At 53.7% G+C, this 14,155-nt stretch carries 12 protein-coding genes; 2 read left to right on the top strand and 10 right to left on the bottom strand.

Features of this window, described 5'->3' with window-relative positions; all coding sequences use genetic code 11:
* Positions 1-177 precede the first annotated feature (177 nt).
* The 9 genes from B2R48_RS00360 to B2R48_RS00320 form a co-directional block, all read right to left on the bottom strand.
* Positions 178-864, bottom strand: coding sequence for a DsbA family oxidoreductase (locus B2R48_RS00360; RefSeq protein ID WP_296996396.1), 687 nt, complete (start codon positions 862-864; stop codon positions 178-180).
* Positions 865-870: 6 nt separating this feature from the next.
* Positions 871-2,094, bottom strand: coding sequence for a phosphopentomutase (locus tag B2R48_RS00355; RefSeq protein WP_296996393.1), 1,224 nt, complete (start codon positions 2,092-2,094; stop codon positions 871-873).
* A gap of 59 nt (positions 2,095-2,153) precedes the next feature.
* Positions 2,154-2,987 carry a deoxyribose-phosphate aldolase gene (deoC, locus tag B2R48_RS00350; protein ID WP_296996390.1) on the bottom strand — a complete coding sequence of 278 codons (834 nt, stop codon included), beginning with the start codon at positions 2,985-2,987 and terminating at the stop codon, positions 2,154-2,156.
* A 192-nt stretch (positions 2,988-3,179) separates the two neighbouring features.
* Complete coding sequence (locus B2R48_RS00345) at positions 3,180-4,319, bottom strand: succinylglutamate desuccinylase/aspartoacylase family protein (RefSeq protein ID WP_296996387.1); 1,140 nt, start codon at positions 4,317-4,319, stop codon at positions 3,180-3,182.
* A gap of 115 nt (positions 4,320-4,434) precedes the next feature.
* A complete protein-coding gene (locus B2R48_RS00340; RefSeq protein ID WP_296996385.1) occupies positions 4,435-5,178 on the bottom strand; it encodes an ABC transporter permease in 744 nt (247 codons plus the stop codon).
* Positions 5,179-5,181: 3 nt separating this feature from the next.
* Entirely contained in the window at positions 5,182-5,874 is a 693-nt protein-coding gene (locus B2R48_RS00335; protein ID WP_296996382.1) for an ABC transporter permease, read from the bottom strand.
* A 115-nt stretch (positions 5,875-5,989) separates the two neighbouring features.
* Positions 5,990-6,787 (bottom strand): transporter substrate-binding domain-containing protein, encoded by a 798-nt coding sequence (locus tag B2R48_RS00330; RefSeq protein ID WP_062954889.1) that lies wholly within the window; start codon positions 6,785-6,787, stop codon positions 5,990-5,992.
* A 92-nt stretch (positions 6,788-6,879) separates the two neighbouring features.
* Positions 6,880-7,641: an ABC transporter ATP-binding protein gene (locus B2R48_RS00325; protein ID WP_348657893.1), complete on the bottom strand. Its 762-nt coding sequence runs from the start codon at positions 7,639-7,641 to the stop codon at positions 6,880-6,882.
* A gap of 385 nt (positions 7,642-8,026) precedes the next feature.
* A complete protein-coding gene (locus B2R48_RS00320) occupies positions 8,027-9,973 on the bottom strand; it encodes a methyl-accepting chemotaxis protein (RefSeq protein WP_296996374.1) in 1,947 nt (648 codons plus the stop codon).
* A gap of 288 nt (positions 9,974-10,261) precedes the next feature.
* On the opposite strand from B2R48_RS00320, the gene B2R48_RS00315 reads away from it, so the two are divergent.
* Positions 10,262-11,236: a TAXI family TRAP transporter solute-binding subunit gene (locus tag B2R48_RS00315; RefSeq protein ID WP_062954886.1), complete on the top strand. Its 975-nt coding sequence runs from the start codon at positions 10,262-10,264 to the stop codon at positions 11,234-11,236.
* Positions 11,237-11,351: 115 nt separating this feature from the next.
* Positions 11,352-13,592: a TRAP transporter permease gene (locus B2R48_RS00310; RefSeq protein WP_296996369.1), complete on the top strand. Its 2,241-nt coding sequence runs from the start codon at positions 11,352-11,354 to the stop codon at positions 13,590-13,592.
* Positions 13,593-13,674: 82 nt separating this feature from the next.
* Here the strand turns inward: B2R48_RS00310 and B2R48_RS00305 are convergent, their stop codons facing one another.
* Positions 13,675-14,013 (bottom strand): zinc ribbon domain-containing protein YjdM, encoded by a 339-nt coding sequence (locus tag B2R48_RS00305; RefSeq protein ID WP_296996367.1) that lies wholly within the window; start codon positions 14,011-14,013, stop codon positions 13,675-13,677.
* Positions 14,014-14,155: the final 142 nt, after the last annotated feature.

Here is a 14,155-nt window from a genome sequence, read left to right as displayed (position 1 = left end):
TGGCCCGTCTGCGCCCTGACCACAAGATGGTCTATGCCGCAGGCTGGGATGGTCCGACGGACCGGCTTGAAGGGTTGAAACGTTTGATGAAGCGCCTTTCGGATATTGCCGAAACCACATAAAGAAAAGGCGGGTAACAGATTGTTATCCCGCCTTTTTCGTTGTTAATGGGCCTATTTAAACCGGAATTTCTTCTTGTCGGGCCAACCGGATCATACGCTGTAGAATATCTGGTTCCTGGGCACCCGAAAGGGCATGGCGGCTGTTAAACAGGAAGCACGGCACACCCGTAACGCCCATCTGGTGGGCGACACGGTTTTCCTGACCGACAAATTCCCGATCCATATCACCAGCAAGGTATTCAAGGATTTCGTTTCTGTCCTCGCCATGGCGCACGGCAATATCGGCCAGAAGCTCATGATCACCGATATCCTGACCTTCAAGGAAGTAGGCGACAAACAGATCCTCAACCAGATCATTCCCCACGGCAGGGCGTTCGGCACAGACCTTGGTAATCAGTCGATGAGAATCCGTTGAGTCCGGGGTGACCTTGATCTGATCAAACTTGAATGGAATGCCAACGGCAGCCCCGGCATCCTCGATGGCCCTATAGACCCGTTCGGCACTTTCAGCCCCGCCAAACTTGGCCGACAAATAGAGTTTGCGATCAATACCGCCACTTGGCATGTCGGGATTAAGCAGGAACGGACGCCAGTGAATGATCAGGTTATCAAGCTTTTCACGGGCCAACGCCTTTTCAAGACGCTTCTTGCCGATATAGCACCACGGACAAATGGTATCGACGATCGCCTCGATCCTGATGGGCGCGTTTGAAGGCTCACTTTGTCCGAACTGCCAATTCATACCATTTTATCCATTCAAGAAAGACGTTCCGGCTGCAAGTGGCGCAATCCCGAGATGGTCGGCAACCGTTTGCCCGATATCTGCAAAGGTTTCGCGCATCCCGAATGGGCCGGGCGCGATTGCCGGTCCAAAAGCAAGGATCGGGACGAATTCGCGCGTATGGTCATTGCCACGCCAAGTCGGATCACATCCATGGTCTGCCGTAATGATCACCAGATCACCCGATTGAAGCACAGCGCGCAGTTGCGGAATTCGCTGATCAAATTCCTCAAGCGCGTTTGCATACCCGGCGACATCACGACGGTGACCGAATTCCATGTCGAAGTCCACCAGGTTGGTGAACACAATGCTGTTATCCGGGGCCTCGGCAATTTCGGCCATCATGGCATCAAAAAGCGCCATATTGCCTGCCGCCTTCACCTTTTTGGTAATCCCGCGATGGGCATAAATATCGGCAATCTTGCCAACTGAAACGACCGTACCGCCCGTATCAGTAAACTGATCCAGCAGGGTCGGTTTGGTTGGCGGTACGGCAAGATCACGCCGGTTTGCCGTCCGCTTGAAATCCGCCGGTGTTTCGCCAAGAAACGGTCGGGCGATCACGCGGCCGATGTTATAGGGTTCAACCAGTTTGAAGGCGATTTCGCAAACCTCATACAGGCGCTCCAGACCAAAATGTTCCTCGTGGGCGGCGATCTGAAACACGCTATCGGCGGAGGTATAGCAAATTGGTTTGCCGGTTTTGATATGCTCTTCACCAAGTTCGGCAATGATGGTTGTGCCCGATGCATGACAGTTGCCAAGAATGCCCGGCAGTTTGGCCTGTTCGATCAAGGCGTCTGTCAGTTCCGCCGGGAAGGTCGGGACCGTAAGCGGGAAATAGCCCCAGTCAAAATCCACTGGAACACCGGCAATTTCCCAATGGCCGCTTGGCGTATCTTTGCCACGCGAGAGTTCCTTGGCATGACCAAACGCACCGATCATTGCGCCACCGTGATCCAATCCGGGCGGCACGCGACCCGTCGCATCCTTGGCAGCTTCACCAAGGCCCAGTGCGACCATGTTTGGCACATTAAGCGGTCCGCTACGCTTGTCACTATCGGCAAGGCCTCTGGCACAGTGTTCGGCGATATGGCCAAGGGTATCAGAACCCTGATCGCCAAATTTTGCTGCGTCCGGTGCCGAACCGATCCCGAAACTGTCCGCCACGATAATGATGGCACGTGCCATTGATATCTTCCTTCAAACCTAATCCGGGCAATGTGATCACCCGCAAATAGTGATGAATTTTAATAGTTGCCAGTCGGGGCAGGTGCATCGCCCGGTTTCGAGCCGCATGTTTCCAGCAATGCAGTCAAAACACCACTTGCCCCAAACCGGAAGGTCTCCGGCTTTGCCCATCCATTGCCCATGATGTGATCAGCAATGGCAAGATAAAGGGCTGCATCATCGGTGGTTTTTACTCCGCCGGAGGCCTTGAAACCGGCATCAATACCGTCTTCGTCTCGGGCATCTCGAATGGCAGTCAGCATGACTACTGCGGCCTCGGGGGTTGCGCCAACGGCTACCTTGCCAGTTGAGGTTTTAACAAAGTTTGCGCCATGCTTGATGGCAAGGCGGGCGGCTTCATAAAGTTTTCCCAGATCATCAAACTCGCCGCTTTCAAGGATGACTTTCATGGTGGTCATGGTGCCACAGGCCATCCGGGTGGCATCAACAACCTCGGTTGCGGTTGCAACGTCGCCATCAAGAAACGCCTTATAGGGGAACACCAGATCAATCTCGTCCGCGCCCTTGGAAACGCAGTTGGCGGTCTCGTCACCCACGCGCTGGGCGTTGGTGCCACCTTCAGGGAAGTTCACCACAGTTGCGGTTTTGACACCCGATTGGCCCAGTGCACGCCACGATGTTTCAATAAACGGGGCATAGACGCAAACGGCGGCCGTATTTCCGACCGGGGTTTGCGCGCGCTTGCACAGGGCTTCAATGACCTGTTCATTGTCATCGTCATTCAGGCTGGTCAGATCCAGAACAGAAATGGCGCGTCGGGCCGTATCGGCATCTGCCATGGCCTCGTCCTTTGCGGCAGAAATCACTTCTGAAACGGTATTCGGATCAAACATCAAACATTCCTTGTCATGCACCGCTACTGCGTCTGGTGCAGTTAGTCCGTCAAATCGCCCGATACCATCTGGCACGAACGCGAAAGACCGGTCGATCAGCTGACCTGCAAGGTATCCAACCTTCAAGCGGCAATCAATCGATCCGTCTCAAAACACAGTTTCAACAAGAACACAGAAAAGAGCTCTGGCACGCTACTTGGACAACAAAAGCTGACCTTCACGTCCTTCAAGCGGCTTCTCGCCCGCGACCGAACATAGATACCCGCCCGGAACCACCAGACGGATCCCGATGCGTGAATATAGAACACCATCCGTTCGGCTGGAGAACGGTGTTTTCTCGCCGGTCTCACAATCAAGAACATAGCCCAGCTCCTGACCAGCGGTGACCGTTGCTCCGGCCTCTGCGCCAAACACAACCATGCCACCATGCGGGGCCATAACGCGATCAACACCCGAAAGCGGGGTCGCATCGCATTTGGCTTCGGGCAGGGGGCCGGGATCGCCAGCGACCAGCCCACGACGCTGCAGGAACTTGTACATGTTCTCTGCATCCTTGATCGCGTATTCGTCATAAACGTCCCGATCACCACGCAGTTCAATCGTGGTTGCCAAGGTCGCCATCGGGATCGGGAAGCTATCACCATAGGCACGGCGCAGTTCGACCCATGGTCTGCTGAACGCCTCGTCAAACGGATTGTCGCCGCTGATCTCGGCAATCAGGCTGCATTCCGAGCCGATCTGTGCCGAAAGGTCGGCAGCATCCGGCCAGTTATGATCACTGATGTAAAGATGCATCGGCGCTTCCCAGTCGCAATGCAAATCCATGACGTAGTCCGCATCAATCGCAAGTTCTGCAAGGGTCAGACGCAAATCCTGAAGATCGGTCAACGGACTGACGTTCTTGCGGTGTTCCTTGATCAGACGGCGCAATTCAGCCCGGATCAGCGCGACGTTTTTGTCGCCATCCTGGCCCAGTTTTCCGTCAACGGCGTCAATCAATGCTGGACTCAGGTCGGGGTAGTGGCGGTTAAAGTTCTGACCGCTGCGCATCTCAAAACGGCCAAGCGGTTTCATATCGACATACTGGGTAAAGCCAATCGGGTTGGCAAACGGCACAACGACGATATCACCGGTGATCTCGCCCTTTGCGTCGGCTTCCTTCAGAAGAACTTCAAGGTGGTGGAGCGTAATGACACCGGGCAATTCATCGGCATGCAAAGCAGCCTGGAAATAGGCCTTTGGGCCTTGGCCGGGCTTGCCATAACGGCGGACTGTCAGGGCGCGTGACGTACCCATCTGCGGGCGGACGAGTTCAATGCGTTCTTCTTGCATTTCGAAATCCTGAAAGTGGGGATGTGGGGCAAAACAACCCGGCCGGATCAGGACACCCAACCATTGAGGCTGGCAATGTCCGTCTCTGAATACCGGGTTTGATATGGGTAGTTGATCAGGCAGATGCCGCTTTAGCCTTGGCGGATTTTGGTTCCTTGCGTACTTCGCTACGGCGCAAATAACGTTCAATCCCTTTGAAGCCAAAGGTCAGCGTGTAAACGATGATCAGATAGATCACGCCTGCTGAGATAAATGCTTCATAGGGAAGGGCGGTACGGGCAACGATTTTACGCGCGGCACCCGTAAGCTCCATCATGGTGACGGTGGATGCCAGCGACGTCGCCTTCAGCGTGAAAATCACGTCGTTGGTGTAAGCAGGCCAGATCATTTGCCACATGCGCGGGAAGATGATTCGCCGATAGGTAATCCACGGGGACATACCGCATGCGCGCGCGGCTTCCAGTTCACCGTTCGGGACGTTCTGAATACCACCACGCATGATTTCAGCGACATAGGCAGCTGTATTCAAAACGAATGTCAGCAGGCAATACCAGTATGGATCACGCAAATAGGTCCAAGTCCAGTGATCCTGAATGCCATCAATTTCTGCTACCAACTGCCCGACGCCATAATACATCATGAACAGCTGTCCGATCAGCGGCGTACCACGGAACACATAGATAAAGGCAAAGGGCAGGGCCTGTATCCAGACCTTTTTAGAAACGCGGGCCACGGCAAGTGGAATGGCCAAAAGGGTGCCCAACGTAACCGAAATGACCAACAACTCTATGGTCAGTAAAAAGCCGCGCCACAGCCACGTGTCATACTTGCCAAGAACGTATATGAAATCTTCAAACATCTGCTACGCCCTCGCCACGCCGCGGGCCGCCCGCTTTTCAAGATAGTTGAAGACCAGAAGCGAAACCGTTGTAAATGAAAGAAACATCAGCATCGCCACCAAATAGAAAGTGAACGGTGCCTTTTCCGTTCCGGCACCGATGGCGGCCTTGCGCATGATTTCCTCGACACCAACAACCGAAATAAGTGCGGTGTCCTTGATCAGGACCTGAAAAAGGTTATTAAGCCCCGGTAGGGCAAAGCGCCAAAGCTGCGGCAGTTTGATCCGCATGAAAATTTGCATCGGCGTCATGCCACATGCTGTCGCGGCCTCGATTTGGCCAACCGGAATCGATTGCATGGCTGCTCGGAAAACTTCGGATGCAAATGCCCCCTGGACCAGCGCCAAAGCCGCGACACCAGACCAGAAGGCAGGAATATCGACACGGGTTTCTTCGCCGGAAATAAGCTCTGCAAGGCTTTGGACGGCGATGGTGCCGCCGAAATAAATCAACAAAATAACAAGAAGCTCGGGAATGCCTCGAATAAGAACGGTATAGCTTTCCCCAATCACACGCAGTGTGCGATAGCGCGACAGCTTGGCCGACGCACCCAACAAACCAATAACAATCATGAATGGCAAAACGGTTAGGCAAAGCTGAACTGTAACCAGTCCCCCTTCAAGCATCTGCCAGCCGCGGCCGTATAAATCGAGCATGGTATCTCCAGATTTCCTTGATGCTGCCCGTGCTTTTCACCCCTGAATTACAAGCAACGCGCAACAATAAGGGAAGGGCGGCGAACACTTCGCCGCCCTGAATAGATCAGGCAGATCAATTCGGATGCAGATCGATCGCCGGGAAGTATTTCTTGTTCAGCTCTTCGTAAGAGCCGTTTTCAAGCATTTCAGCCAGCGCCTTGTTGAAGATTTCCTTCAGGTCCTGGTCTTCCTTGCGGATACCAATACCGGCACCTTCGCCGAACCACTCGCTCGGTGCGAACTGGTTGGAAACGAAGCCATAGCCTTCGCCTTCTTCCGAGTTAACCCACGCTTCGAGGGTACCGGAATCAGCGAGCGTTGCATCAATACGGCCAGCAGTCAGGTCAAGCAGAGCTTCGTCCTGCGTGCCGTACATGCGGATTTCGGTATCCATGAAGTTATCTTCAAGGAAGTTCGCGTGGGTGGTCGAACGCTGAACACCGATGACCATACCATCAAGCGCGTCTTCAATGACTTCGCCGTCTTTGTAGGCGGTGATGCTCATGCCGTCTTTACCGACGAACACGGCCGGGGTGTTGCTGTAGTAGTTAGAGAAGTCGATGGAACGCTTGCGCTCTTCGGTGATCGACATCTGCGCAATGATTGCGTCATATTTTTTGGCCAGAAGCCCCGGGATCATGCCGTCCCAGTCCTGTGCAACGATTTCGCACTCGACATTTGCGGTTTCGCAAAGCTTGTTGGCGAAATCAACGTCGAAACCGATGAGGTTGCCATTGTCGTCCATCATGTTGAACGGAGGGTAGGCCCCCTCGGTCGCTACAACGACTTTATCCCAATCAGCGTTTGCGGCCGAAGCACTCAGTGCAATGCCAACTGCTGCAGCAGATGCAACCTTGATCCAGTTTTTCATTCATAGTCTCCCTTGTTGATTGGAACGGGGCGTACGCATTGAAGTACTCCCATTCTTGCGACCACGGCACACCTGGCCCTGGCCTGCCCAGATCAGAAATCGCGCTGAAGAAACTGCTTCATGCGTTCCGATTTTGGATTCTCGAAAACATCAGTCGGATTGCCGAATTCCTCGACCCTTCCTTGATGCAAATACATGACATGGCTCGAAACACCGCGCGCAAAGCCCATCTCGTGGGTCACCACAAGCATTGTGCGGCCTTCCTCGGCAAGATCGGTCATAACCCGCAGAACTTCACCGACCAGCTCGGGATCAAGGGCTGAAGTCGGCTCATCAAACAGCAAAACATCGGGTGATATTGCAAGCGCGCGCGCAATCGCGGCACGTTGCTGCTGGCCACCGGATACATGACCGGGATAGTAATCCCGACGTTCATACATCCCGACCTTCTTGAGCAATGCGTCAGCGCGCTCAATCGCTTCTTTGCGGGGAACACCCAGAACATGGATCGGTGCTTCGATCACGTTCTCAAGAATGGTCAGGTGGCTCCAGAGGTTGAAGCTTTGAAACACCATGGCCAGTTTGGTGCGGATGCGCTGCAGTTGTTTTTTATCAGCCGCTTCCTGTGAACCATCCTTCAACGTCTTCATGCGGATCAGTTCACCCTTAACATGAACTTCACCGGAGTCTGGCGTTTCAAGCAGGTTGATGCATCTTAAAAATGTACTTTTGCCCGATCCAGACGAGCCAATAATCGAAATCACGTCCCCGGTGTTGGCCGTAAGGTCAATTCCTTTGAGAACTTCATGCTCACCAAAGCTTTTGAACATCCCTTCGACCTGCAGGGCGGGTATGTCTGTGCTCATATCGAGTTTAAAATTTCCCTGTTGAGAGTCTTAATCTTCTTCGTTCGTCTTAGCATCTGAAACCAGATGCTCCCCCACAAGACGCGCCAAAGCGCCTCTCATTCCGTCAATAATTGCCTGTCCAACGAGAGCATTTCCACTGATATTTTGCAGTTTTGTGAAGAAAACTGCGGTTTCAGACGGTTACACATCACCATTAACGACCGCATTGCACAAATCGTGCAGCAGTAAGGGATTTTACGCAATAAAAAAACTACACAGAGGTTACGCTCACCTGAGAATCCAGTTCTCATGGAGTTAAGCAGGACAGACGGAGTCCGTTAATCAGGCGCTCTGGGTTTTAGATCACACGAAAGCTGTCACCATGGGGAACTCAATCATTATCACGCACTGACTTCAGGAAACCGAGTACTTCTTCGCGCAATCGATGGGCAAGTTCACGCATCTCCCGCGAGGACTGCAGAAGCGAATTGGCTTCGACACTGACCATGTTTGACGCATCAGACACAGCGGAAACATTTTGCGATACCTCCTGTGTGCCCGACGCCGCGCGTTGGACGCTATCGGCTATTTCACGCGTGGCAGCCCCTTGTTGCTCTACGGCTGCTGCGATCGCATTGCAGAACTCATTGATGCGTTCGATCGTTCCTGAAATTGAACCAATTTCCGAAACCGAGCGGGACGAGGATCCCTGAATACCATCGACCTGCACCTGGATATCGCCTGTCGCCTTGTCGGTTTGATTGGCAAGTGATTTCACCTCACCAGCAACAACAGCAAAGCCCTTGCCAGCGTCGCCTGCGCGGGCGGCTTCGATGGTTGCGTTCAAAGCCAGAAGATTGGTTTGCCCGGCAATATCCTGAATAAGTCCAACGACCTTGCCGATCCGTTCAGCTGCTTCTGCAAGCTCCGTGACGGTTGCCGATGTGCTGTTGACGCCGTCAACAGCCTCGGTTGCCACTTCGATTGATTGCGTAACTTGCGCCCCGATTTCGCGAATAGCGGCGGAAAGCTCTTCGGTGGCAGACGCGACGGCCTGCACATTTTCCGTCGTAATATTGGCAGCATTGGAGACAGCAGCAGCGCGTGACGTCGACTCCTCTGCATTGGCTGATAACTGTGTTGCCACTGACTGGGTTTGCTCCGCAGCGTCTGCGACGGTTTCCACGATTGAAAGCACACTCTGTTCGAAGTTGTCGGCCATCTGTTCAAGCGCACGTTTTCGCGCCTCGGCAGCCCGCTTCGTTGCTTCTTCGTTTGCATGCGCCAAGCGTTCGACTTCGGCTGCATTATTCTTGAACACAAGCACCGCAGCCGCCATCGCACCAATCTCGTCTTTGAGCTCTGTTCCTGGAACCTCGACGTCTTTCTGACCTTGGGCAAGCCGGGTCATGGCAGAAGTCATGCTCATAACCGGACCTGAAACCCAAACGCGCACCAAAACGCCCATCAGCCCCATGATCGCCAGGACGGCAATTACGGCGGTAATAATCGCCGTGTAGCGGAACTCGTAAAGTGAAGCATACGCTTCATCCCGATCCAGAGCGAACCCAAGATACCAGTTTACCGAGGGCAGGCCGCTCACACGAAAGAAGGTGAAGAGCTGTTCCCCACGACCTTCTTTGATATTGTCCATACCTTCGGTCACTGTTGGTGTGTCTTCAGGGAAAACATCAGACAGGGGTTTTAATGTGAACTCGGCATTCGGGTGGATCAGGACCGTTCCCTGATCGTTCACAAGGAAGCCATACCCGATACCCCCAAGGTCAATACTGCGCACCAGATCACCGAGAATACCAATATCAATGTCCCCCCCGACAACACCGAGTAGGTTGCCGTCTTCGGAAACCGGCGTGGTCGCCGTGACAATCAGCTGTCCGGTGGAGGCATCAGTGTAAGGTTCGGTCAAGGTACTGTCGCCCACTGCAACAGCGTCGGCATACCAGGGACGTTTACGTGGGTCGTAATCGGGCGGCAACTCATCAGGTGGATACATCGTCATCACACCATCTGCACTGCCGAAATACGAAAATATGAATGACTCGGCAAAGGCTTCACCACTTGCAACCGCCGACACATTCTCTGGCGAACTGTCACGTGCAATGCTGTTGGCCAGGCTCTCAACCAAGAGGCGGCGACCATCAAGCCAATTCGAAATACCAGCCGTCGCCAACGAACCGCTTTCGGTCAGTTTCGATTCTAAGGAGGTTTGGATCGACGTACGCTGCTGATAGTCGAAATAGAGGATAAAGGCCACGAATGTGGCAACAACGATCATCGCTGCCGCAAGCAGTATCCGGCTACCAATGTTTAACGACATTCATAAGTCCCCCAAAACACCCACGCCATCAGATACAAATGTGATTGAACGTTACGATTACAAGCCGCGCCGTCTTAGTGATCTGTGCACGTTAGATAATTCTAATTAAATCTTATAAGTACGGCGAATACAACTAAAGTCGAGCATCTCATGAGATCGACATCACTATGAAATCTCACCATTTTCGGTATTGATTAAGAACCACATTGCCATCAACCTCAAGTTTCCCCATATGAGGAAATGACTTGTGGCAGATTCTCACAAAATACCGATAAACGGAGGAAATTAATGAAACGCGCATTATTTGCAGGGATGGCGGTCGCGTTTGCGTTCGGGAGCACTGCTGCCGTGGCACAGGATCGTGATGGCTGGCCTGAGAGCTTCACCGTCGGCACAGCGTCTCAGGGCGGGACCTATTTTGCGTATGGTTCTGGCTGGGCCAACCTGGTCGCGGAAGAACTTGGAATCTCGGGTGGCGGCGAAGTCACCGGCGGCCCGATGCAGAATATGGCACTTGTTCACACCGGCGAAGCCGCCTTTGGCATGACCACCATGGGTCCGGCTGCAGAATCTCTGGCGGGTACCAACCCGATTGCACCAGGTCTGCAGATGACCAATGCGTGCGCGATGTTCCCGATGTATCAGACGCCGTTCTCGATCACCGCACTTTCTTCTTCCGGAATCACCTCGGTTGCGGACATTCCGGCAGGCGCCAAAATCGGCTTTGGTCCGGCTGGCTCGACCTCGGACACCTATTTCCCGCGCATGCTCGAAGAACTGGGTGTTGATTTCGAACGCCGGAATGGCGGCTGGTCTGACCTTGGTGGTCAGCTGCAGGACGGCTTGCTTGACGTGATCGCGTTTGCCGCTGGCGTCCCGGTTCCCGCTGTCAGCCAGCTTGAAGTTCAGACCGACGTAAACATCATCGAGTTTACCGAAGCAGAACAGAAGCAAATCATGGATGCCTTCCCGGTATCGGAGTTCGACATCGCAGCAGATACCTACACCACGCTGACCGAACCTGCACGTTCGGTTTCCATGTGGAACTTTGCGATTGCTAACTGCGACCTTCCGGAAAGCTTCGTCTATGCGGCTACAGATGTTGTGATGTCCGACAATGACCGGATGGTTTCCATCCACCGTGCGGCCCGCTCGACCGTTCCGGCGAACTGGGACAAGAACAAGGTCATGAAGTGGCACCCGGGTGCTGCGAAGTGGTTCAACGAGAATGGCGCGTCCATTCCGGCAGACATGATCAACTGATCACTGCCATCAAAAACATCTTGTAAGGCGGACTGTCCTTGTGGACGGTCCGCCATATTTCAATTACCAGCTTGCCTGTGGCCAAAAACAAACTTGCGTGAGTGCGGGGGAATAGATGTCAGATAAAAGCCAGGTGGAAGACGAACACCTCATTGCTGATGGTGTTGACGAAGAACCGGTCGAACATAACCGGCGAATGTTTGAGGGCGGGGGATTGACCTTCATCACAATCTCCGCGGCGATCTACGCGGCCTTCCACATGCTTGCGCTCAATGGCGTTTCCCTGTCGGGGATGACAGGCGGCTTGGTCAACCTGCCGTTCCTTCCAGACTTTCCACTTGAAACCTGGAACTTCCGGATTGTTCACGTTGCCGGTGCATTGGCACTTGGGTTCCTGTGGTACTCCGCCAACAGCTTTAGTGACAGCCCGGGCACTTCAACGCCTCTTCTGGGGTATCTGTCTTACGTCCTTTTGGTGCCGGCTTTTATGGCGACGGGCATGGCCATCAGTTTCGCATTCGATATTCAGAATGGTGTGATGTGGAATGGCATTGATGCCACCATCAAGTTCAATGAGACCTGGCTGTTCGGGACACCGCTTTTGATTGCGACGGTGGGCGGGATCGTTCTGTCATGGTTCCACAAGACATCACGCGACAAATATTCCGCGCCAGACTTTGTTCTGTGTGTTTGTGGTGTTGCCGTTGCGGTCTACCTGATCACGATTTATGGCACCCTCATGCGCAACTCGACCGGCACGCCATTTGCGCCGATCGGGATCTCGATTGCTGCGGTTGCCGGGACATTGCTGATCATGGAATTGACCCGCCGTGTTGCCGGGCTTGCACTTGTGATCATTGCGACGATTTTCCTTGTTTATGTGTTTGTCGGCGAACACCTGCCTGGCTTCCTGCAATCACCCTCAGTTACCTGGCAGCGGTTCTTCAGCCAAGTTTACACCGATGCCGGGATTCTTGGTCCAACGACGGCCGTGTCGTCGACCTACATCATCCTATTCATCATTTTTGCGGCGTTCCTTCAGGCATCCAAGGTTGGCGACTACTTCGTGAACTTTGCCTTCTCAGTTGCTGGTCGGGCCCGTGGTGGACCGGCAAAGGTTGCGATTTTTGCATCTGGCCTGATGGGCATGATCAATGGCACCTCTGCAGGCAACGTGGTGGCCACCGGTTCACTGACCATTCCCTTGATGAAGAAGGTTGGTTACCACAAGAAAACGGCAGGCGCGATTGAGGCAGCCGCCTCCACCGGTGGTCAAATCATGCCGCCGATCATGGGGGCAGGTGCCTTCATCATGGCTGAAATCACGGGCATTCCCTATACCGATATTGCCATCGCTGCCATTATTCCGGCCATCCTCTATTTCGTATCGATCTACTTCATGGTCGATTTCGAGGCCGCAAAGCTTGGCATGCGCGGCATGCGTGAGGACGAGCTGCCGCGCTTTGATGCGATGATCAAAAAGGTATTCCTTTTCCTGCCGATCATCATTCTGATCGTTGCGTTGTTCCTTGGATATTCCGTTATCAGGGCGGGGACCCTTGCAACGGTTGCGGCCGTTGTTGTCAGCTGGTTGACGCCCAATCGGGTCGGCGTGCGCTCAGTTGCCAAGGCCTTTGAACTCGCAGGCGGTATGTCGATCCAGATCATCGCCGTATGTGCCTGCGCCGGTATTATTGTCGGTGTTATTGCGCTGACTGGTGTTGGTGCACGTTTCTCGAACCTGCTATTGGGTCTCGCAGAAGCATCCCAGCTTCTGGCGCTGGTCTTCGCCATGCTTATTGCCATTCTTCTGGGGATGGGAATGCCAACAACTGCGGCTTATGCCGTCGCCGCCTCCGTTGTGGCGCCGGGATTAATTGAGCTGGGTATTCAACCGCTTACAGCACACTTCTTCGTGTTTTACTTTGCTGTGGTCTCGGCAATTACCCCGCCAGTGGCACTTGCATCCTATGCTGCAGCCGGTATATCCGGTGCCAATCCGATGGAAACGTCGGTCGCATCGTTCAAGATCGGGATCGCGGCCTTCATCGTGCCGTTCATGTTCTTCTATAACTCTGCGATCCTGATGGATGGAACATATCTCCAAATCGGACAGGCTCTCGTCACCGCTGTTGTTGGGGTCTTCCTGCTATCTTCCGGTGTTCAGGGCTGGTTCCTTGGCAGTAGTGCCGTCTGGTTCCTGCGCATTTTGCTGGTCATCGCCGCTCTGTTCATGATTTCCGGCGGCCTTATTACCGACCTGATTGGTATTGGTGTAGCGATTGGTACACTGTTTATTCAACGCGTGCTTAAACCAAAACCGGGCTCGACCTTCCGCACGGGTGGGGCAGACTAAACACGGCGGCAAAACACCGAAACGAGAAAAGCGCACCTTATTTGGTGCGCTTTTTCTTTTGGCGAGGAATGGATTTGGCCAACTACTCGGCAACCTTTTTCACAAACTCCGATTTCAAGCCCATTTGCCCGATGCCGGGGATCTTGCAATCAATGTCATGGTCACCTTCAACCAGCCGAATGCCCTTGACCTTCGTACCGACTTTCACCACCGCCGATGAACCTTTGACCTTCAGGTCCTTGATCACCGAAACCGTGTCACCGTCAGCAAGCGGCGTGCCGTTAGAATCCCGCACAACAGGCGCATCTGCATGTGCGGCTGCCAGCGACCATTCATGGGCGCATTCCGGGCATATCAACAACTCACCATCTTCATAGGTATAGGGGGATTCACATTTGGGACAGGGCGGCAGTTCGCTCATATCAGTGACCTTTCGACGATTGTGACGTCATGGCAGATACGGCTTGGCGTCTCGCAAAGAAGATCGTCCTGCGATTACTGAACTGGTTCTGCTCTGTCTTGGGCAAGTGGCGGAGAGGGTGGGATTCGAACCCACGAATGAG

Source organism: Thalassospira sp. UBA848, assembly GCF_002295455.1.
In the GTDB taxonomy this organism is placed as follows: domain Bacteria; phylum Pseudomonadota; class Alphaproteobacteria; order Rhodospirillales; family Thalassospiraceae; genus Thalassospira.
This window is presented reverse-complemented; position numbering and strand designations above follow the sequence as displayed.

What these genes read in the sequence shown, in the direction of transcription:
- B2R48_RS00330 (WP_062954889.1), bottom strand. Translation starts at nt 6,787, where the DNA reads ATGAAAAACTGGATCAAGGTTGCATCTGCTGCAGCAGTTGGCATTGCA.
- B2R48_RS00360 (WP_296996396.1), bottom strand. Translation starts at nt 864, where the DNA reads ATGAATTGGCAGTTCGGACAAAGTGAGCCTTCAAACGCGCCCATCAGG.
- B2R48_RS00355 (WP_296996393.1), bottom strand. Translation starts at nt 2,094, where the DNA reads ATGGCACGTGCCATCATTATCGTGGCGGACAGTTTCGGGATCGGTTCG.
- B2R48_RS00335 (WP_296996382.1), bottom strand. Translation starts at nt 5,874, where the DNA reads ATGCTCGATTTATACGGCCGCGGCTGGCAGATGCTTGAAGGGGGACTG.
- B2R48_RS00305 (WP_296996367.1), bottom strand. Translation starts at nt 14,013, where the DNA reads ATGAGCGAACTGCCGCCCTGTCCCAAATGTGAATCCCCCTATACCTAT.
- B2R48_RS00320 (WP_296996374.1), bottom strand. Translation starts at nt 9,973, where the DNA reads ATGTCGTTAAACATTGGTAGCCGGATACTGCTTGCGGCAGCGATGATC.
- B2R48_RS00310 (WP_296996369.1), top strand. Translation starts at nt 11,352, where the DNA reads ATGTCAGATAAAAGCCAGGTGGAAGACGAACACCTCATTGCTGATGGT.
- B2R48_RS00340 (WP_296996385.1), bottom strand. Translation starts at nt 5,178, where the DNA reads ATGTTTGAAGATTTCATATACGTTCTTGGCAAGTATGACACGTGGCTG.
- B2R48_RS00345 (WP_296996387.1), bottom strand. Translation starts at nt 4,319, where the DNA reads ATGCAAGAAGAACGCATTGAACTCGTCCGCCCGCAGATGGGTACGTCA.
- B2R48_RS00315 (WP_062954886.1), top strand. Translation starts at nt 10,262, where the DNA reads ATGAAACGCGCATTATTTGCAGGGATGGCGGTCGCGTTTGCGTTCGGG.
- deoC (WP_296996390.1), bottom strand. Translation starts at nt 2,987, where the DNA reads ATGTTTGATCCGAATACCGTTTCAGAAGTGATTTCTGCCGCAAAGGAC.